This is a genomic window from Stutzerimonas kunmingensis (assembly GCF_032106285.1).
GTDB classification, from domain to species: Bacteria; Pseudomonadota; Gammaproteobacteria; order Pseudomonadales; family Pseudomonadaceae; genus Stutzerimonas; species Stutzerimonas kunmingensis_B.
This window is the reverse complement of sequence record NZ_DAMCPO010000014.1, coordinates 23,519-42,780: the sequence shown is the minus strand read 5'-3', so window position 1 is coordinate 42,780 and position 19,262 is coordinate 23,519. Positions and strand designations below refer to the sequence as shown.

The 19,262-nt window shown below is 64.9% G+C and carries 13 protein-coding genes; 6 read left to right on the top strand and 7 right to left on the bottom strand.

Annotation, left to right across the window (positions count from 1 at the left end):
• Positions 1-10: 10 nt before the first annotated feature.
• The gene (gene fni, locus RT582_RS12760) at positions 11-1,051 is read right to left on the bottom strand and encodes a type 2 isopentenyl-diphosphate Delta-isomerase (protein ID WP_102832235.1); all 1,041 of its coding nucleotides are present in this window, start codon (positions 1,049-1,051) and stop codon (positions 11-13) included.
• Positions 1,052-1,209: 158 nt separating this feature from the next.
• Here fni and RT582_RS12755 point away from each other — a divergent pair, with 158 nt between their 5' ends.
• From RT582_RS12755 to selO, 5 genes are all read left to right on the top strand, one after another.
• On the top strand, positions 1,210-2,100 hold the full coding sequence (locus RT582_RS12755) for a polyprenyl synthetase family protein (RefSeq protein WP_014818852.1): 891 nt from the start codon (positions 1,210-1,212) through the stop codon (positions 2,098-2,100).
• Positions 2,101-2,202: 102 nt separating this feature from the next.
• Positions 2,203-4,005, top strand: coding sequence for an acyl-CoA dehydrogenase (locus tag RT582_RS12750; RefSeq protein ID WP_191122384.1), 1,803 nt, complete (start codon positions 2,203-2,205; stop codon positions 4,003-4,005).
• Between the two features lie 135 nt (positions 4,006-4,140).
• Positions 4,141-5,886, top strand: coding sequence for a potassium/proton antiporter (locus tag RT582_RS12745; protein WP_014818850.1), 1,746 nt, complete (start codon positions 4,141-4,143; stop codon positions 5,884-5,886).
• Positions 5,887-6,014: 128 nt separating this feature from the next.
• The gene (mscK, locus tag RT582_RS12740) at positions 6,015-9,308 is read left to right on the top strand and encodes a mechanosensitive channel MscK (RefSeq protein ID WP_234174537.1); all 3,294 of its coding nucleotides are present in this window, start codon (positions 6,015-6,017) and stop codon (positions 9,306-9,308) included.
• Positions 9,309-9,398: 90 nt separating this feature from the next.
• On the top strand, positions 9,399-10,859 hold the full coding sequence (gene selO / locus RT582_RS12735; protein WP_234174536.1) for a protein adenylyltransferase SelO: 1,461 nt from the start codon (positions 9,399-9,401) through the stop codon (positions 10,857-10,859).
• A gap of 109 nt (positions 10,860-10,968) precedes the next feature.
• On the opposite strand, the gene RT582_RS12730 is transcribed toward selO, so the two are convergent.
• The 5 genes from RT582_RS12730 to RT582_RS12710 all read right to left on the bottom strand — a co-directional run bounded on the left by RT582_RS12730 (position 10,969) and on the right by RT582_RS12710 (position 17,448).
• Entirely contained in the window at positions 10,969-12,159 is a 1,191-nt protein-coding gene (locus RT582_RS12730; protein ID WP_234174535.1) for a hybrid sensor histidine kinase/response regulator, read from the bottom strand.
• A 2-nt stretch (positions 12,160-12,161) separates the two neighbouring features.
• Complete coding sequence (locus RT582_RS12725; protein ID WP_234174534.1) at positions 12,162-12,764, bottom strand: chemotaxis protein CheB; 603 nt, start codon at positions 12,762-12,764, stop codon at positions 12,162-12,164.
• On the bottom strand, positions 12,761-13,579 hold the full coding sequence (locus tag RT582_RS12720; protein WP_046617589.1) for a CheR family methyltransferase: 819 nt from the start codon (positions 13,577-13,579) through the stop codon (positions 12,761-12,763). The genes RT582_RS12725 and RT582_RS12720 overlap by 4 nt, the downstream gene beginning before the upstream one ends.
• A 1-nt stretch (position 13,580) precedes the next feature.
• The gene (locus RT582_RS12715) at positions 13,581-17,102 is read right to left on the bottom strand and encodes a response regulator (protein WP_313477662.1); all 3,522 of its coding nucleotides are present in this window, start codon (positions 17,100-17,102) and stop codon (positions 13,581-13,583) included.
• Positions 17,103-17,289: 187 nt separating this feature from the next.
• Complete coding sequence (locus tag RT582_RS12710) at positions 17,290-17,448, bottom strand: YqaE/Pmp3 family membrane protein (protein WP_003282625.1); 159 nt, start codon at positions 17,446-17,448, stop codon at positions 17,290-17,292.
• Between the two features lie 426 nt (positions 17,449-17,874).
• Here RT582_RS12710 and RT582_RS12705 point away from each other — a divergent pair, with 426 nt between their 5' ends.
• Complete coding sequence (locus tag RT582_RS12705) at positions 17,875-18,867, top strand: SDR family oxidoreductase (RefSeq protein WP_313477661.1); 993 nt, start codon at positions 17,875-17,877, stop codon at positions 18,865-18,867.
• Here the strand turns inward: RT582_RS12705 and RT582_RS12700 are convergent.
• Positions 18,864-19,061: a hypothetical protein gene (locus RT582_RS12700; RefSeq protein ID WP_014818842.1), complete on the bottom strand. Its 198-nt coding sequence runs from the start codon at positions 19,059-19,061 to the stop codon at positions 18,864-18,866. The two genes, RT582_RS12705 and RT582_RS12700, sit on opposite strands and share 4 nt — an antisense overlap.
• Between the last annotated feature and the right edge of the window lie 201 nt (positions 19,062-19,262).

The following is a 19,262-nucleotide window of genomic DNA, read 5'->3' as shown; positions in this document are numbered from 1 at the left end:
CTGCCCGGCATCAGGCAGTGGGCACTTGCAGCAGCCGCGCCTGCCGCAGCTCCGCGAGGCCGGCCGAACCTGTACAGAAGCAGGCGATGCGCAGCTGCTCGATCAGCACTTCGAAGTGCTTGACCACCGCCTCACTGCTCAGCATCGCGGCTTGCAGCACGCCCGCTGCCTGCCCGACCAGATCGGCGCCCAGGCAGATCGCCTTGGCCGCCTCCACGCCGTCGCGAATGCCTCCGGAGGCGATCAGCGGCGTATCCGGGCAGGCCTTGCGCACGGCCTGCAGCGCCTGCGCCGTGGGGATGCCCCAATCGGCGAAGGCCTGGGCGATCGCACGTTGGCTGACATCGCTGGCGCGCTCGGCTTCCACCGCGGCCCAGCTGGTCCCGCCGGAACCGGCGACATCGATGGCGGCGACGCCGGCGTCGACCAGCTGCCGTGCCACCGTCGCGGATATGCCGGCACCGACTTCCTTGATCACCACAGGCGCGGCCAGGCGGCTGGCAAGCGCTTCGATCGCCCGCAGCACGCCTCGCCAATCACGGTCGCCACCCGGCTGCACCGCTTCCTGCAGCGGGTTCAGGTGCACGATCAGCGCATCGCCATCGATCATCTCGACCGCCCGCCGCGCCTCGTCCACACCGTAGCCGCGTACCAGCTGCGCGGCACCGAAGTTGGCCAGCAGGAGGATGTCCGGCGCCAGCTGGCGCAGCTGCACGGTCAGGCCCTGATCTCCCGCGGTTTCAAGCGCAACCCGCTGCGAACCCACCGCCATGGCGATACCCAAGTGTTGCGCGGCTTCCGCCAGGTGCGCATTAATCGCAGCAGAACGTGCGGCGCCGCCAGTCATCGAGCTGATCAGCAGCGGCGCCCGCAGCTGGCGCCCGAACAGCGCGCTATGCAGGTCGATCTCATCAAGGTGCAACTCGGGCAGGGCGCAGTGCTCAAAGCGAAATGCGCCGAAACCGGTACCCGTCGCACCGGCTGCCCGCGTCGGGTCCAGGACGATATCCAGATGATCGTTTTTGCGGCTGACCAACGATTGTTTGCTCATGGAAATCGGCTCCCGGGAAGACTTGTTTGGACGTGACGCCCTGAAAAAAGTGCTATGCGATGGCAACGAGTTGTACAGGTTTTTGTCATAACGTCCAATCGTTGTACAACATTGCACAACCCTGGTGCTCGAACTGAGGCGCCAGCAAGGGCACCGCCATGCAAACGCAGAATTCCACCCTCCCGCTTCCGCAATGCGACAGCCTGCTACGCCTGCGGCGACAGGTCGACGAGCGCCTGGCCATGCGCCTGCCGCGACCCGAGTCGGAGCTGGACAAGGTCACGCTGGCGTTACGTGAAGGCACCCTCGCTCCCGGCAAACGAATCAGGCCACTGTTGTTGCTGCTGGCGCTGGGAGATCTCGGCGTCGACCCCGATATCGGCCTGGACCCGGCATGTGCGCTGGAGATGATCCACGCCGCCTCGCTGTTTCTCGACGACATGCCATGCATGGACAACGCCAGCCTGCGGCGCGGCCAGCCGACCATTCATCTGCGTTTCGGCGAGGATGTCGCCGTGCTCGCCTCGGTCGCACTGCTCAGCCATGCCTATGGCATAACCGCCACCGCGCCCAGGCTCACCCCCAGGCAGCGCAACGACGCGGTGGCCACACTGGCGCGAGCGGTCGGTGCGCAGGGCCTGGTGCGTGGGCAATTTCGCGACCTGCATGGCGCACAAGAAGCGCAGCAGCTCGATGCGGTGATTGCCACCAATCAGCTGAAAACCGGCTCGCTGTTCACCGCCGCATTGGAAGTTGCCGCCCTGCTCGCGGGGGCTGAGCGGACGCGGACACGCCATCTGCAAGGCTTTGCCAACGAACTGGGCCTGGCGTTTCAGCTGCTCGACGATATCGCCGATGGCCTGACGCCCGAACAGACCGGCAAGGACTGCCAGCAGGACCAGGCCAAGGTGACCGTGGTCTCGCTGCTTGGCCAGCAGGCGGCAGAGCAGCAGCTGGCAACCCATCGAGAGGCCGCCCTCAGCCATCTTGATGCCGCCGGCCTGGGCGATGGCGAACTGGCCGCGCTCATGCGCCAGCTGTTCGGCTGAATGGAGCGACCCCGTGTTGACGCTTCATCAGTGCAATGGATGAAGCTAGGCAATGGAAAACCGCGGTCCTTAGACTCGGGCCGATAAAAACGGAGGTTGACCATGACCGAGACCCTGCTCTGCCCGCGTAACCTGGCATTCGAACTCTACGAAGTGCTGGACGCCGAGGCCCTGACCCGCCGCGAGCACTTCGCCGATCACAGCCGCGAAACCTTCGACGCCGCCATCGGCACCGCGCGCACCATCGCCGAGAAATACTTCGCACCGCACAACCGCAAGTCCGACGAGCACGAGCCGCAGTACGTCAACGGCGAAGCGGTGCTGATTCCCGAGGTCAAGCCGGCCGTGGACGCCTTCATCGAGGCGGGCTTTCACAACGCGCAACGCAGCTTCGACGACGGCGGCATGCAGCTGCCGAATCTGCTGTCGCGGGCCTGCTTCGCGCATTTCCAGTCGGCCAACATCGCCACCAGCTCCTACCCAATGCTGAGCATGGGCGCCTCGCACCTGATCGAGGCCTTCGGCTCCGACGAGCAGAAGCAGCGCTTCCTGCAGCCGATGCTCGAGGGCCGCTTCTTCGGCACCATGGCACTCACCGAGCCGCATGCCGGCTCGTCGCTGTCGGACATCCGCACCCGCGCCGAACCGGCCGGTGACGGCAGCTATCGCCTCAAGGGCAACAAGATCTTCATTTCCGGCGGCGACCACCCGCTGTCGGAAAACATCGTGCACATGGTGCTGGCCAAGCTGCCGGACGCGCCGCCCGGGGTAAAGGGCATCAGCCTGTTCATCGTGCCGAAGTTCCTGGTCAACGACGACGGCTCGCTGGGCGAGCGCAACGACGTGCTGCTGGCCGGCCTGTTCCACAAGATGGGTTGGCGCGGCACCACCAGCACGGCGCTGAACTTCGGCGACAACGGCAACTGCGTCGGCTATCTGGTAGGAGAACCGCACAAGGGCCTGGCCTACATGTTCCAGATGATGAACGAGGCGCGCATCGGCGTCGGCATGGGCGCGATCATGCTCGGCTACGCCGGCTACCTCTACTCGCTGAACTACGCCCGCGAGCGCCCGCAGGGCCGCCTGCCGGACGGCAAGGACCCGGCCTCGACCCAGGTGCCGATAATCGAGCACACCGACGTCAAGCGCATGCTGCTGATGCAGAAGGCCTATGTCGAAGGCGCCTTCGATCTCGGCCTGTACTCGGCACGCCTGGTGGACGACGAGCACACCGCCGAGAGCGACGAGGAGCGGCGCAACGCCGGCGAACTGCTCGACCTGCTGACGCCGATCGTCAAATCCTGGCCGTCGGAGTACTGCCTGAAGGCCAACGAGCTGGCCATCCAGATTCTCGGCGGGCATGGCTACACCCGCGAGTACCCGGTGGAACAGTACTACCGCGACAACCGCCTCAATCCGATCCACGAAGGCACCCACGGCATCCAGTCGCTGGACCTGCTCGGCCGCAAGCTGATGCAGAACAAGGGTGCCGGCCTGCGCCAGCTGCTCGGGTTGATCCAGGCCAGCTGCGCACGCGCCGCCGAGTACGACTCGCTGACCGCACTGCGCCAGCCACTGGAGCAGCACATCGCCCGCCTCACCAGCGTGACCCAGGCGCTGCTCGGCGATCTGGCAGCCGGCAAGGTCAACCAGGCGCTGGCCAACTCGGCGCTGTACCTGAAGGTGTTCGGCCATGCAGTGATCGGCTGGCGCTGGCTGGAGCAGGCACTGCGCGCCGAACGCGGGCTGGCCGAAGGCAATCCGGCGGATGCGGACTTCTACCGTGGCAAGCTGCAGGCCGCGCGCTACTTTCTGACCTGGGAAGTGCCGGCTTGCGCGCACGAGCTGGCCGTCCTCGAAGCACGCGACGACACCTGCCTGACGATGCAGGACGCCTGGTTCTAGAGCGTGCCGCACATGCTGTAACAGCGCCCCGCTCCTGCGGGGCGTTTTTTTGACAGGCTGTCAAATCATCAGGTTAGAATCGCTGGCATATCCCGTGCATGGGCACGCGGCAGCTTTCTCTAGCGGAGACTTCATTTGGACGTCGGCAACATCAACCACCTGTTCTTTATCGGTGCCTTGTTGGTGGCGGCGAGCATCCTGATGAGTTCCCTTTCGGCGCGTCTCGGCGTGCCGATCCTGGTGATTTTCCTCGGCGTCGGGATGCTTGCCGGGGTCGATGGCGTAGGCGGTATCGTCTTCGAGGACTATCAGCTGGCCTTCGTCATCAGCAACCTGGCGCTGGCGGTGATTCTCCTCGACGGTGGCATGCGTACCCGTACCGCAACCTTCCGCGTGGCCCTGAAACCGGCGTTCTCGCTGGCGACCCTGGGCGTGGCGATCACCTCCGGCTTTACCGGGCTGGCCGCTGCCTGGCTGTTCGATTTGCCGCTGCTGCAGGGCCTGCTTATCGGCGCGATCGTCGGCTCCACCGATGCCGCCGTGGTGTTCAACCTGCTCAACGGCAAGGGCCTGAACGAGCGGGTCGGTTCGACGCTGGAAATCGAGTCGGGCAGCAACGACCCGATGGCGATGTTCCTTACCGTCGCGCTGATCGACATGCTGCTCGCCGGGCAGACCACCTTCGGCTGGGACTTCCTGCTGACTCTGCTGCAACAGTTCGGTATAGGCACCGTGCTCGGTCTGGCTGGCGGCTGGCTGCTGCTGCAGCTGATCAACCGGCTGTCGGTAGCCGACGGGCTCTACCCGCTGCTGGCAGTGGCCGGCGGCCTGATGATCTTCGCCCTGTCCGGCGCCATCGGCGGCAGCGGCATCCTCGCCATCTACGTCTGCGGTCTGCTGCTGGGTAACCGGCCGATCCGCAACCGCCACGGCATCCTGCACATGTTCGACGGCCTGGCCTGGCTCAGCCAGATCGGCATGTTCCTCGTGCTCGGCCTGCTGCTCACCCCCAGCGAACTCTTGCCCATCGCCCTGCCGGCACTGGCGCTGTCGCTGTGGATGATCCTGTTCGCCCGCCCGCTGGCGGTGTTCGTCAGCCTGTTGCCGTTCCGCAGCTTCCACCTGCGCGAGCGCCTGTTCATCTCCTGGATCGGCCTGCGTGGTGCGGTGCCGGTGATCCTCGCGGTATTCCCGCTGATGGCCGGGCTGGAAAACGCCCAGCTGTTCTTCAATGTGGCGTTCTTCATTGTCCTGGTGTCGCTGCTGCTGCAGGGTTCGACGCTGGCCTGGGCGGCGAAGAAGGCCAAGGTCGAGGTACCGCCGTCGCCCATGCCGGTTTCGCGTACGGGCCTGCAGGTGCACGCCACCAGCCAGTGGGAAATGTTCGTCTACCGCCTGAGCGCCAGCAAATGGTGCGTCGGTGCCGCCCTGCGCGAACTGAAGATGCCACCCGGCACGCGCATCGCCGCCCTCTTCCGCGGCAAGAATCTGCTGCACCCGTCCGGCAGCACGCGGCTGCAGGTGGACGATATCCTCTGCGTGATCGGTCATGACGAAGACCTGCCAGCCCTCGGCAAGCTGTTCAGCCAGGCACCCAAGCGCGGCCAGGACCTGCGTTTCTTCGGCGACTTCATCCTCGAGGCCGACGCCCAGCTCAGCGCCATCACCGCGCTCTACGGCCTCAAGCTCGGCGATGTGGACGGCAACCAGACCATCGGCAACTTCATGGCCGAGCAGGTCAATGGCAATCCGGTGGTGGGCGACCAGATCGAATGGAACGGGCTGACCTGGACCGTGGCAGCAATGGAGGCCGGCGAAGTGCGCAAGGTCGGCCTGAAGTTTCCGGAAGGTGACAAGCCAGGCCCACAGCTGATGTTCTAAAGCCACCATGGCCGGCGGATGACGCGGCCTCACCGCTCATCACTCGACCGGTTGCGCGGTACTCGCGCTGGACAGGCGCAGCCCGTAGACTTTCGCACTTTCTGGTCATCCGCTGCGTCACTGCCCCCATGTCCCTTCTGCGCGCCCTGTTGCTCTCGACGTTCTGCCTGTTTGTCGCCCCCCTGCATGCTCAATCACTGGACAGCCTGACGGGCACCCCACCCGCCAGCGAAGGCGAAACGAAATCCGCACAACCCTCGCTGGACGAGCAGACCCGGCGCATGAGCGAGCAGGCCGCGACCAGCGAAACCCGCCTCGCCGAACTGAAAGCGCAGCTGGCGCAGGCGCCGAAGGAAATCACCGAGGCTCAGCGCGAGCTGGCGAAACTCAAGGCCAGCCCGGACGAAGACCCCGCCAAGCGCTATGCCAGCCAGTCGGTGGAGGCACTCGAGCAGCGCCTGAGCGCGCGGGTCGAGGAGCTGTCCGAATGGCAGAAGCAGTTCAGTGCCGCCAACAGCATGATCATCAGCGCGCAGACCCGTCCCGAGCGCGCCCAGGCGCAGATCGGCACGGCGCAGACGCGCATCCAGGAAATCAACAACCTGCTCAAGGGCGGACGCGAATCCGGCAAGCCACTGAGCGAGGAACGCCGCGCGCTGCTGGAGGCGGAGATCGCCTCGCTCGGCGCGCAGATCGAACTGCGCCGCCAGGAACTGGCCGGCAACAGCCTGCTGCAGGACCTGGGCAAGGCCCGCCGCGACCTGCTGGCCGAGCGCATCGCCCGTGCCGAGCAGGACACCCAGGCCCTGCAAGGGCTGATCAACGAGAAGCGCCGTGCCGAATCGGAGCAGACCGTCGCCGAGTTCTCCGCGCGGGTGCAGCAGGCCGGCTCGGACAAGCTGCTCGCCGCCGAAAGCGCCGAGAACCTCAAGCTGTCCGACTACCTGCTGCGGGCCACCGAGCGCCTCAACCGCCTGAACCAGCAGAACCTGCAGACCCGCCAGCAGCTCGACACCCTCAACCAGACCGATCAGGCGCTGGAGGAGCAGATCGCCGTGCTCGAAGGCAGCCTGCTGCTGTCGCGCATCCTTTACCAGCAGAAACAGGCGCTGCCGAGCCTGCAGCTGGACAAGGACCTCGCCGACGAAATCGCCGATATCCGTCTCTATCAGTTCGAGCTCAACCAGCGCCGTGAAGCCGCGGGCAATGCCGCCGCCTATGTCGACCAGCTGCTGGCCGAGCAGAAAGAGGAGGAAGTGACCCCCGAACTGCGCCGCACCCTGCTCGACCTGGCCACCACCCGCAGCGAGCTGCTCGACCGACTCAACCGTGAGCTGGACTCACTGCTCAACGCCTCGATCACCCTGCAGCTCAACCAGAAGCAGCTGCAGGACACCGCCAGCGCGCTTAGCAATACCCTCGACGAGCAGATGTTCTGGATTCCCAGCAACAAGCCGCTTGATTTGGACTGGCTGCAGGGTTCGGTTCGCCGACTCAAGGCGCAGCTCGCGGCGATGCCCTGGCTGTCCGCGGTGCAAGAGCTGGGTGCCGGGCTGAAGGAACGCCCGCTGTTCTTCCTGCCGCTGCTGCTGCTGATCGCCGCGCTGCTCTGGTGGCGCAAGAAGATCGACGCCAAGCTCAGCTCGCTGAGCGAGGAAATCGGCCATTTCCGCAACGACAGCCAGCTGCACACCCCGCTGGCGCTGCTGCTCAACCTGCTGCTGGCGCTGCCCGGCGCGCTATTCCTGACCCTTTGCGGCTACCTGCTGCAGATGGACGCGCGCGGGCAGAACTACGTCCTCGGCGCCGCCCTGTACGAAATGGCCCAGGCCTGGCTGGTGTTCTACAGCGCCTACCGCATGCTCTCGCCAGGGCGCGTGGCCGAGCTGCACTTCGGCTGGTCGCGGCCGCAGGTGGCCTTCCTGCGTGACGAGATTCGCCGGCTGGGGCTGATCGTCATGGCCCTGGTTGCCGTGGTCAGCGTCGCCGAGCATCAGCCGGCGCGGCTGGCCGACGACGTGCTCGGCATTCTCGTGGTGCTGACCTGCTTCGCCCTGATGAGCTGGCGTCTCAACCGCCTGCTGCTCAAGGGACCGTCGAGCCAGAACGCGCCGCCGCTGCGCCTGATGATCGGCCTGCTGTTCAGCGTGCTGCCGATCGCGCTGATCGTCGCAGTGGGCTTTGGCTACTACTACACGGCGCTGAAGCTGACCGACCGCCTGATCGACACGCTCTACCTGCTGATGATCTGGATCGTCGTCGAAGCGGCGCTGGTCCGCGGCCTCACCGTCGCGGCGCGGCGGCTGGCCTACAAGCGCGCCCTGGCCAAGCGCCAGGCGCAGGGCGACGATGGCAGCGACACGGTGGAAACCCAGGGCGAACCGGGGCTGGACATCGAACAGGTCAACCAGCAGTCGCTGCGCCTGACCCGCCTGACCATGTTCGGCGTGTTCCTCGTGGCGCTGTACTGGGTCTGGTCCGACCTGATCTCGGTGGTGTCCTACCTGGACAACATCACCCTGTACGAATACACCACCGGCAGCGGCGATGCCCTGACCACCGCGGCGATCAGCCTGAACAACCTGCTCGGCGCACTGCTGATCGTCGCCATCACGGTGGCCCTGGCGCGCAACCTGCCCGGCCTGCTGGAAGTCATGGTGCTGTCCAAGCTGCGTCTGGCCCAGGGCAGCGCCTACGCCACCACCACGCTGCTGTCCTATGCGCTGGCCGGCTTCGGCATCGTCACCACGCTGTCCACCCTCGGCGTCAGCTGGGACAAACTGCAGTGGCTGGTAGCCGCGCTATCGGTGGGCCTGGGTTTCGGCCTGCAGGAGATCTTCGCCAACTTCATCTCCGGCCTGATCATCCTCTTCGAACGCCCGGTACGAATCGGCGACGTGGTGACCATCGGCAACCTGTCGGGCACGGTCAGCCGGATTCGCATCCGCGCCACCACCATCACCGACTTCGACCGCAAGGACATCATCGTCCCGAACAAGACCTTCATCACCGGTCAGCTGATCAACTGGTCGCTGAGCGACACCGTGACCCGCGTGACGGTCAAGGTCGGCGTGGGCTACGGTTCGGATCTGGAGCAGGTGAAGGCGCTGCTCTACAAGGCTGCTCAAGCCAACCCGCGCGTACTCAAGGACCCGGAGCCGCAGGTGTTCTTCCTCAACTTCGGCGAGAGCACGCTGGACCACGAACTCCGCATCCACGTGCGTGATCTGGGCGACCGCAACCCGGCCACCGATGAGATCAACCGCTTCATCGACCGTGAATTCACCAAGGCCGGCATCAACATCGCCTTCCGCCAGGTCGATGTGTTCCTGAAGAACTTCGCCGGCCAGCAGCTGCAGCTCAGTGCCACGCCGAAGCCCGCCGACGACGCGCCGAAGCCGGCGACCGATGATCGCGGCTGAGGAACGTCCGGGCACCGCGCACCCTCCAACGTCCAGAACGCCCGGCTGCGGCCGGGCACTCCTCGCCCGCCTGCCGCCGCCGGAGAGATATTGAAAAGCCTAACCCAGCTGACCTTCGACAACCGCTTCGCCCGCCTCGGCGATACCTTTTCCACCGAGGTCTCGCCGCAGCCGCTGAGCGACCCACGCCTGGTGGTCGTCAGCGAGGCGGCCATGGCGTTGCTGGATATGGACCCGGCCGAGGCCGAGCAGCCGCTGTTTGCCGAACTGTTCTCCGGGCACAAGATCTGGTCGACCGCCGAACCGCGGGCGATGGTCTATTCCGGCCACCAGTTCGGCAGCTACAACCCGCAGCTGGGCGATGGCCGCGGGCTGCTGCTTGGCGAAGTGGTCAACGAGGCCGGCGAGTACTGGGATTTGCACCTCAAGGGCGCCGGCAAGACGCCCTATTCACGCATGGGCGACGGCCGCGCGGTGCTGCGCTCGTCGATTCGCGAGTTCCTCGCCAGCGAACATCTGCATGCGCTGGGCATTCCCAGCTCGCGGGCGCTGTGCGTCACCGGTTCGGATTCGCTGGTCTACCGCGAGCGCCCGGAGCGCGGTGCCATGCTGCTGCGCCTGGCGCCCAGTCATGTGCGCTTCGGCCATTTCGAGTTCTTCTATTACACCCGCCAGCACGCCGAGCTGAAACAACTGCTCGAACACGTCATCGAGGCGCACTTCACCGAACTGCTGGAACACCCCGAGCCGTTCCACGCATTCTTCCGCGAGGTGCTCGAACGCACTGCCGCACTGATCGCCCGCTGGCAGGCCTACGGCTTCTGCCATGGGGTGATGAACACCGACAACATGTCGATCCTCGGCATCACCTTCGATTTCGGCCCCTACGCCTTTCTCGACGACTTCGACGCGCGCTTCATCTGCAACCACTCCGACGACACCGGTCGCTACTCCTTCGAGAACCAGGTGCCCATCGCCCACTGGAACCTGGCAGCGCTGGCCCAGGCACTGACGCCTTTCATCGAGGTCAAGGTGCTGCGCGAAACCATGGAGCTGTTCCTGCCGCTGTACGAAGCCGAATGGTTGGACCTGATGCGCCGGCGTCTGGGTTTTGCTCAGGCCGAGGCAGATGACGAGGCGCTGGTGCGCCGCCTACTGCAACTGATGCAGGCCAGTACCGTCGATTACACGAACTTCTTCCGCGAACTTAGCGAGAGCCCGGCCGAACAAGTGGTCCGCCGCCTGCGCGAGGACTTCGTCGATCTGCAGGGCTTCGATGCCTGGGCCGCGGACTATTGCGCGCGCACCGCACGCGAGGGCAGCGAGCCGGCCGAGCGACAGGCGCGCATGCAGGCGGTCAACCCGAAGTACATCCTGCGCAACTACCTGGCGCAGCAGGCAATCGAGGCGGCGGAAAAAGGTGATTACGCCCCCGTGCGCGAATTGCACGCCGTGCTCAGCCGCCCCTTCGAGGAACAGCCGGGCATGCAGCGCTACGCCGAGCGGCCGCCGGAATGGGGCAAGCACCTGAAGATCAGCTGCTCGTCCTGAGGCGGAAAATCAATATCGCGCCGGGGCCGGCGCTGATGGATAAGGCACCTTCTCCGCTGGGGCGGAGATACGCTCTTGCGGCCCTACAGCCCAGCGAGCGTACCGGCAGCTACTCGCCCAGCGGCAGCAGCACGCGGAACAGCGAGCCCTGGCCTTCCTCGCTCTGCACCTGAATGCGGCCGTTGTGCGCACGGACGATCTGGTCGGCGATGAACAGGCCCAGCCCCAGGCCAGCGCTGCTTTCGCTGCCTTCGGCGCGTTCGAACTGACAGAAGATGCGCTCCAGACTCTGCGGGCTGATGCCGATGCCGTGGTCGCGCACCTCGATGCAGGCACCCTCCGCACAGGACGCAACGCCGACGTGAACCGGCTTGCCGGCACCGTAGCGCATGGCATTGGTCAGCAGGTTGGCCAGCACCTGTTCGATACGGAAGGCGTCCCAGACACCGATGATCGGCTCGTTTCGCTCCAGCTGCAGCTCGCAGCCGCAGGCTTCCATCTGCGCCGCGAAACTCTCCACGACATTGCCCACCAGCTGCGCGAGGTCGGTGCGGCTCGGGCGAATCGACAATTTGCCGGTGCGGATGCGCGAGACGTCGAGCATGTCGTCGATCAGACGGATCAGGCTCTGAATCTGCCGCTCGTCCTTGTCCACCATGTTGCGCAGGCGCTCTTCGCTGAAGGCCTCGAGGTTGTTGCGACCGAGCTGCAGCTTGCGCAGCTGCACCTCGAGAATCAGGGTGTTGAGCGGTGTCTTCAGCTCGTGGGAGACGATCGACATGAAGTCATCACGCATGCGCACCGCACCCTCCAGCTCGGCCTGGGTGCTGCGCAGCTCGTCGAGCAGCACTTCCTGCTCGCGCCGGCTCTGTTCTAGGGCCTCCAGCTGCCGCGCCAGGCGCTTGCGCCCACGGTACAGATCGACGAACACACTGACCTTGCTACGCACGGCGTGGGCATCCAGGGGCTTCTGCATGAAATCCACCGCGCCGCTCTCGTAGCCCTTGAAGGCATAGTTGAGTTCCCGGCCGGCGGCGCTGACGAAGACGATGGGGATCTGCTTGGTGCGTTCGGTGCCACGCATCAGCTCGGCCAGCTGGAAGCCGTCCATGCCCGGCATCTGCACATCGAGAATGGCCAGTGCGAACTCGTAACGCAGCAACAGCTCCAGCGCCTGCTCGGCCGATTCGGCCTGATGAACCCTTATACCGGGCGCCTGCAGCAGCGCGTCCAGAGCCAGCAGGTTCTCCGGCAGGTCATCGACGATCAGCAGATTCACCTCGTCGGTACGGTCGGGCATGGTCACTCCAGTTCTCGCAACAATCGGTGAATGTCGCGTAGGGACAAGATGTAATCCGGCGCGAAGCGCCGCAGAGCGGCGCGAGGCATGGTCGGTACGGCCGCTTCGGCGGGGTCCTGAATCACGGTCAACCCACCGCAGCGATGAATCGCTTCCAGACCGGCAGCACCGTCCTCATTGGCACCGGTCAGCAGAACACCAGCGACCTGCGCGCCCCATGTATCGGCTGCCGACTCGAATAGCACGTCGATCGATGGACGGGAAAAATGCACCGCATCGTCCTGGCTCAGCGACAGGCTGCCGTCATTCTCGACCAACAAGTGATAACCGGGTGCGGCAAAGTACAGCATTCCGGAGTGCAGCTGGTCCTTGTCGTCCGCTTCCTTGGCCCTCAGCCGGGTTCTGCGCCCGAATATCTCGGCCAGATGGGTGGGCCCGCTGGCCGGTATGTGCTGGACCACTAGAATCGGTGGACGGTAACCGCTCGGCAGGCCTTCGAGCACCGTGCCGAGGGCCTCCAGCCCACCGGCGGACGCACCGATCACCACCGCCTCGATGGGCGGCTGGCGTCTCGCCTGAAGAAGCGCCTGCTCGGAGCTGCTCATAGCTTGCGGAAGATCCTTTCCGATTTATCGAACGGCTCGTAGTAATTGGCGTAGCCGGAAAACTCGACGGTTTCCTTGCTGCCGAGGCCGAGAAAGCCCCGATGGCAAAGCGATTCATGAAACAACCCGAAGGCACGATCCTGCAGCGGCTTGTTGAAATAGATCAGCACGTTGCGGCAGGAGATCAAATGCGTTTCGGAAAATACGCTATCGGTTGCCAGGCTATGGTCGGCAAACGTAACCGTTTCTTTCAGCGATTTGTCCATGATCGCCGAGTCGTACGCGGCAGTGTAATAGTCGGAAAAACTGCGCGTGCCGCCGGCCTGCTGGTAGTTCGCCGTGTACTGGCGCAGGTGGTCGATGGCGAAGATGCCCTGGCGCGCCTGCTCCAGCGAACGCGGGTTGATGTCGGTGGCGTAGATGATCGAGCGCTCGAGCAGCCCCTCTTCCTTGAGCAGGATGGCCATCGAGTAGACCTCTTCGCCGGTGCTGCAGCCGGCGATCCAGATCTTCAGCGACGGATAGGTGCGCAGCACCGGCACCACCTGTTCCCGCAGCGCGCGGAAATAGCCGGGATCGCGGAACATCTCGCTGACCGGGATGGTGAGGTACTGCAGCAGGTCCATGAAGGCCTGCGGGTCATAGAGGATCTTGCGCTGCAAGGCCGAGATGCTCTCGCACTGCAACTGCTTCAACGCCAGCAATACCCGGCGCTTGAGCGAAGCGCCGGAGTAGTCACGGAAGTCATAGCTGTACTTGAGGTAGATCGCCTCGATCAGCAGCTTGAGTTCGATCTCGACGTTACGGTCGCCCATTTCACAGCAGCTCCACTTTCGGCAGCCAGACGCGGATCAGCGAAAACAGCCGGTCGAGGTCGATGGGTTTGGCCAGGTAATCATTGGCGCCCGAACGCAGGCAGCGGTCCTGATCATCCTTCATCGCCTTGGCGGTCACCGCGATGATCGGCAGCTTGGCGAAGCGGACATCCTTGCGGATTTCCTGCATGGCGGTGAAGCCATCCATCTCCGGCATCATGATGTCCATCAGCACCAGGTCGATGCCGGCATCGTGCTGCAGCTTGTCGATGGCCTCCAGGCCGTTGCGGGCGATCTCCACCAGCGCGCCCTTCTGCTCCAGCGCGCTGGTCAGGGCGAAGACGTTGCGCACGTCGTCGTCCACCACCAGGATCTTGCGGCCCTCGAAGGCCTTCTCGCGGCTGCGCGCGCTTTTCAGCATCTTCTGCCGCTCCGGCGGCATGTCCGACTCGACCTTGTGCAGGAACAGCGTCACCTCGTCGAGCAGACGCTCCGGCGAGCGCGCGCCCTTGATGATGATCGAGCGCGAGTACTTGAGCAGCGCCGCCTCCTCGTCGCGGGTCAGGTTGCGCCCGGTGTAGACGATCACCGGCGGGAAGGAACAGATGTCCTCCTTGGCCATGCGCTCGAGCAGTTCGCTGCCGTCCATGTCCGGCAGCTTGAGGTCGATGATCATGCAGTCGAACACCGTGTCGCGCAGCAGTTCGAGCGCCTGGGTACCGAACTCGACGGCGGTGATCTCGATGTCGACGTCCTCGATCAGCCGCGACATGCTCTCGCGCTGCAGCGCGTCGTCCTCGACCAGCAGGATGCGCTTGACCTTCTGCGCCAGCTTAGCCTCCAGCCGGCTGAAGACGTCCTTGAGTTCTTCGCGGGTGGTCGGCTTCATCGCATAGCCCACCGCGCCCATCTGCAGGGCCGCTTCCTTGCGATCCTCCACCGATACCACATGCACCGGGATATGCCGGGTCGCGGGGTTTTCCTTGAGCCGTTCGAGCACCGTCAGGCCGGAGTGATCCGGCAGGCGCATGTCGAGCAGGATCGCGTCCGGCTTGTACTGCAGCGCGGTATCGAAGCCGTCGTCGGCGTTCTGCGACAGTAGACAGCTGTACTGCAGTTCATGCGCAAGATCGTGGAGGATGCGCGCGAACTGCGGCTCGTCCTCGATCACCAGCACGCAGCGCTCCTTGAACGGGAATCTGTCGCGGTCATCGGCCAGGCGCTGCGGTACCGCGGCGGCGGCACGATTCAGCAGCTCACGCTCGTCGTGACGGATCGTGGCTTTGCTCGGCACAAGCGCCGGTTTGCTGCTCGGCTCCGGCTGGCGACTCGGTTGCGCCACACCCGGCTCGGCGACGAGCGCTTCGCTGTAGTTCTGCGGCACGACCAGGGTAAAGGTGCTGCCGGCGCCCGGCTGGCTCTGCACTTCGATTTCTCCGCCGAGCAGATTGGCCAGCTCGCGGGAGATCGACAGGCCCAGACCGGTGCCACCGTAACGGCGGTTGGTGGTGCCGTCAGCCTGGCGGAATGCCTCGAAGATCGCCGCCTGCTGCTCCTGGGCGATGCCGATGCCGGTGTCGCGCACGGCGAAGGCCAGCAGGTCGTCGTCGCGCGGTTCGACGCGCAGCGTCACCGAGCCTTTCTCGGTGAACTTGAAGGCATTGGCCAGCAGGTTCTTGATGATCTGCTCCAGGCGCTGGCGATCGCTGAACAGGCTGGCCGGCAGGTCATCGGCAAGCTCCACGCTGAACTGCAGGGATTTCTCCATGGCCAGCGGCAGGAACAGATTCTTCATGCCGTCGACCAGGCGGGTGAGGATGGTCAACTCGGGATGCACCTCGAGCTTGCCGGCTTCCACCTTGGAGATGTCGAGGATGTCGTTGATCAGGGTGAGCAGATCGTTGCCAGCCGAATAGATGGAGCGGGCGAACTGCACCTGATCGTCGCTGAGGTTGCCCTCGGGGTTGTCGGCCAGCAGCTTGGCCAGAATCAGCGAGCTGTTCAGTGGCGTGCGCAGCTCATGGGACATATTGGCAAGGAATTCGGACTTGTAGCGACTGGCGCGCTGCAACTCGTCAGCGCGCTGTTCGAGCATCAGCTGTACCTCGTTCAGGCGCTGATTCTTCTCGTCCATCTGGTCGCGCTGGCGGGCCAGCTCTTCAGTCTGCTCGGCCAGCTGTTCATTGGTTTGTTCCAGCTCGGCCTGCTGTTCTTCCATATGCGCCTGGGATTCACGCAGGGCGTTGGATTGTTCTTCCAGTTCCTCGTTGGCGGCACGTAGCTCTTCCTGCTGCACCTGCAGCTCCTCGTTGAGCTGCTGGGTTTCGGCGAGCACCTTCTGCAGGCGCTGACGATAGCGCGCTGCCTCGATGGCCGAACCGATGCTGGGAACGATGCGCCGCAGCAGCTCGCTGTCCTGCTCGCGCAGCGGCCGCAGGAAGCCCAGCTCGATCACGCCGTTGAGCATGCCGCTGTCTTCCACCGGCACGATGAGTACCGAGCGCGGCGCCGTGTTGCCCAGCCCGGAGGTCACCTTGAGGTAGTCCGCGGGCAGGTCTTCGAGCGCCATCACCCGCCGCTCCAGCGCGGCCTGGCCGACCAGACCGTTGCCGATGTCCAGCGTGCGCGCACTCTGCAGATGATCGGGGTCGTAGGCATATTCGGCTACGCGCTGCAGCTTGCCATCCTGCACCACGTAGAGCGCGCCGACCGCCGCATCGATGTAGCGCGAAAGAAAATTCAGCACACCCTGGCCGAGCGCCGGCAGGGCCAGCTCGCCGATGATGGAGTCGCTGAGCTGGGTCTGCCCGGTGCGGTACCAGGCCTGCTGCTCAAGCGCCTCGGCATGCGCCTGCTGGCGCTGCAGCGACTGCGAGTAGCTCTCCGACAGCGAGGTCAGGTCACGACGACCGAGATAAACGAGCATGCCGCTAAAGATCAGGCTGAACAGCAGGAAGCCGCCGATCAGCGCGGTGGTGATCACTTCCGAAACGTCGGTGCGCTCGCTGCGCAGCTGACGCTCGCGGGCAATGAAGTCGTTGAGCAGGCGGCGCTGATCCTCCTTCAGCTCGAGCCCACGCTTGCTCTGCACCTCCTCAATAATCGACAGCCCCTGGCCGCGCTGGCCGATCAGATCCTCGGCAAAGACCAGCCATTGGCTGTGCAGCATGGCGATACGCTCGATGCGTTCGAGCTGCTCGGCGTCCTCGGCAGAGTAGTCGCGCATCAGTTCCAGCTGCTCTTCGAACAGCGGCAACTCGCGCTTGTAGGGATCGAGAAAGCGCGTCTCGCCGGCGATCAGGTAGCCGCGCATCGAGGACTCGATGTCGTTGAGCATCTTCTGTGCCTCGTGGGCGTAGGCCACGCCCTGAACCGAACGCTCGACCCATTGGCTCACGCTCAGCAGGTAATACACGATGGCGCTGAAGAAGAAGGCGCTGAGAAAGCCGAACCCCAGTGGCACGGCCACGTTGCGGTTGAGTATTCGCCTGAAATTGCTCTGATCGATGAAGGACTCGCTCATTGGTTTCCTTTCCGTATACCTGGCGCGGGCGGCTGAGCGCTGGCGTCACCCACGGGTGATCGCGCTCGGTTAGCGGCGTTTTCTTGAGTGTTTCGCGCGTGATTGGTTCCGTAGTGCAGGAAGCGCGACTCTACACGGCCAGGGGAAGGAGTTCAAAAGCAGCCCGGTCGAGCCGGGCCGCTGACCATCAACGGCGAGCGATGATCCAGACCGCGTGGATGATGCCGGGGATGTAGCCGAGCAGGGTGAGCAGGATGTTGAGCCAGAACGCGCCGGCGAAACCTACCTGGAGGAACACGCCAAGCGGTGGCAGCAGTATCGCGATGATGATGCGGATGAGGTCCATCATGGTCTCCGTCAGGTATGTGTGGCCATATGCGGCTTACCTGAATCGACCGGAACAGCGCAGAGGGGTTCCTTCCAGGCTCTGGCGAAGCGCCGCTGCCGAGGGGCAGCGGGCTGAAGTCCGAGGGCGACCGGATAAGCCGCCGAGGGCATCGGTTAGATGCACGGAGGGGGAAGACGCAGCCCGTCTTTCACGTGGGCATCGTTGCGTCATGCCGCTTCGCCTTTTGAGCCAAGGGGCGGCGCCAAGCGTATCGCTTAGCCTGCTAACAATCTCAGACGAAAGGCGTAGACGCCATTGGCCATTGGTCGATAGCCGCGCATTTCGCTCGAGCTCATCCGAACTCCCCCATGCCCGCACGGGTCGTCTAAGCAGACCGCGGGCCGCCGAGCGCGACCGCCAACTGCAACGATCAGAGGACTTCTCATGCCAGAACCAATCGCGGTGATCTGCGGCGCAACCGCTGGCGTCGGCCGCGCGACCGCCGAGGCCTTTGCCACGGCCGGCTACCGGGTGGCGCTGATCGCCCGGGGGGAACAGGGCCTGCGCGACACCCGCGATCAACTCGAAGCACTGGGCGCGACGGTGCTGGCGATTTCCGCCGATGTCGCCGATGCCAAGGCGCTGGATGCCGCGGCCAGCCGCATCGAGGCGGAACTGGGGCCGATCGATGTCTGGGTGAACGCGGCGATGGCGACAGTGTTCGGCCCCTTCGCGTCCCTGACCGCCGAGGAAATCCGCCGCGTCACCGAGGTGACCTACCTCGGCAGCGTGCACGGCACGCTGGCTGCGCTGCGCCACATGCGCCCACGCAACAGCGGCACCATCGTCCAGGTCGGCTCGGCACTGGCCTACCGCGCCATCCCCTTGCAGTCGGCCTATTGCGGAGCCAAGTTCGCCATTCGCGGCTTTATCGATTCGCTGCGTTGCGAGCTGATCCACGACAACAGCGCCATTCGCCTGAGCATGGTTCAGCTGCCTGCGCACAACACCCCGCAGTTCGATTGGGCACGCAACAAGATCGGCTGGCGCGCGCAGCCGGTGCCGCCGATCCACACACCGGAAGTCGCGGCGCGGGCCATCCTCCGTGCAGCGCGTGACGCACCCCGGGAGCTGTGGGTCGGCACGGCCAGCCTGAAGGCGATCATCGGCACGCTGTTCATGCCAGGCCTGCTCGATCGCATGCTCGCGCGGCAGGCCTGGGACGGACAGCTGGTGCCCGAGCGCGTGGCGGAAAACCGCCCGGACAACCTGTTCGAGCCAGTCGAAGGCCTGCACTCTACCGACGGCCGCTTCGGCAATCAGGCGCAGTCACATGCGCTGACCATCAGCGCGGCAAATGTTGGCAAGCTGGCCCTGGGCGCCGGCGCCCTGCTGGCACTAGGTGCGGGTTGGGCATTGGGCCGAGGCCGACGCTAGCGCTCAGGCGGCCGCGGCGAACGCTTGCGACGGATGTTGAGCCAGGACAGCACGGCCAGCGCCAGCATCGCACCGGTCATGTTGTAGTTGCCGATGGCGGCATAGCCGACGGCCGCCAGCGAACAGGCGGCGAAGCCGATCCAGCGCACGGCGCCCATCATCTTCTCCACGGTCTTGCTGCGCGGTGCGGGCATCAGCGCAGCCCATCCTGCCGGCTTCTCGATACGGGCGCGGAGCGCTTGTCGGGGCAAGGAATCATTGGCATATCTCCTCTTTCTGCAGGCGACGGACAACCATCCCTCTGCACCTGTGAGGTGTTAACACCGAGCAGAGTTCAGCGATTGCGCCGCACCGCGACACACTCGCGCAGCAATCGGCGCGCGAGCAGCCGTCGT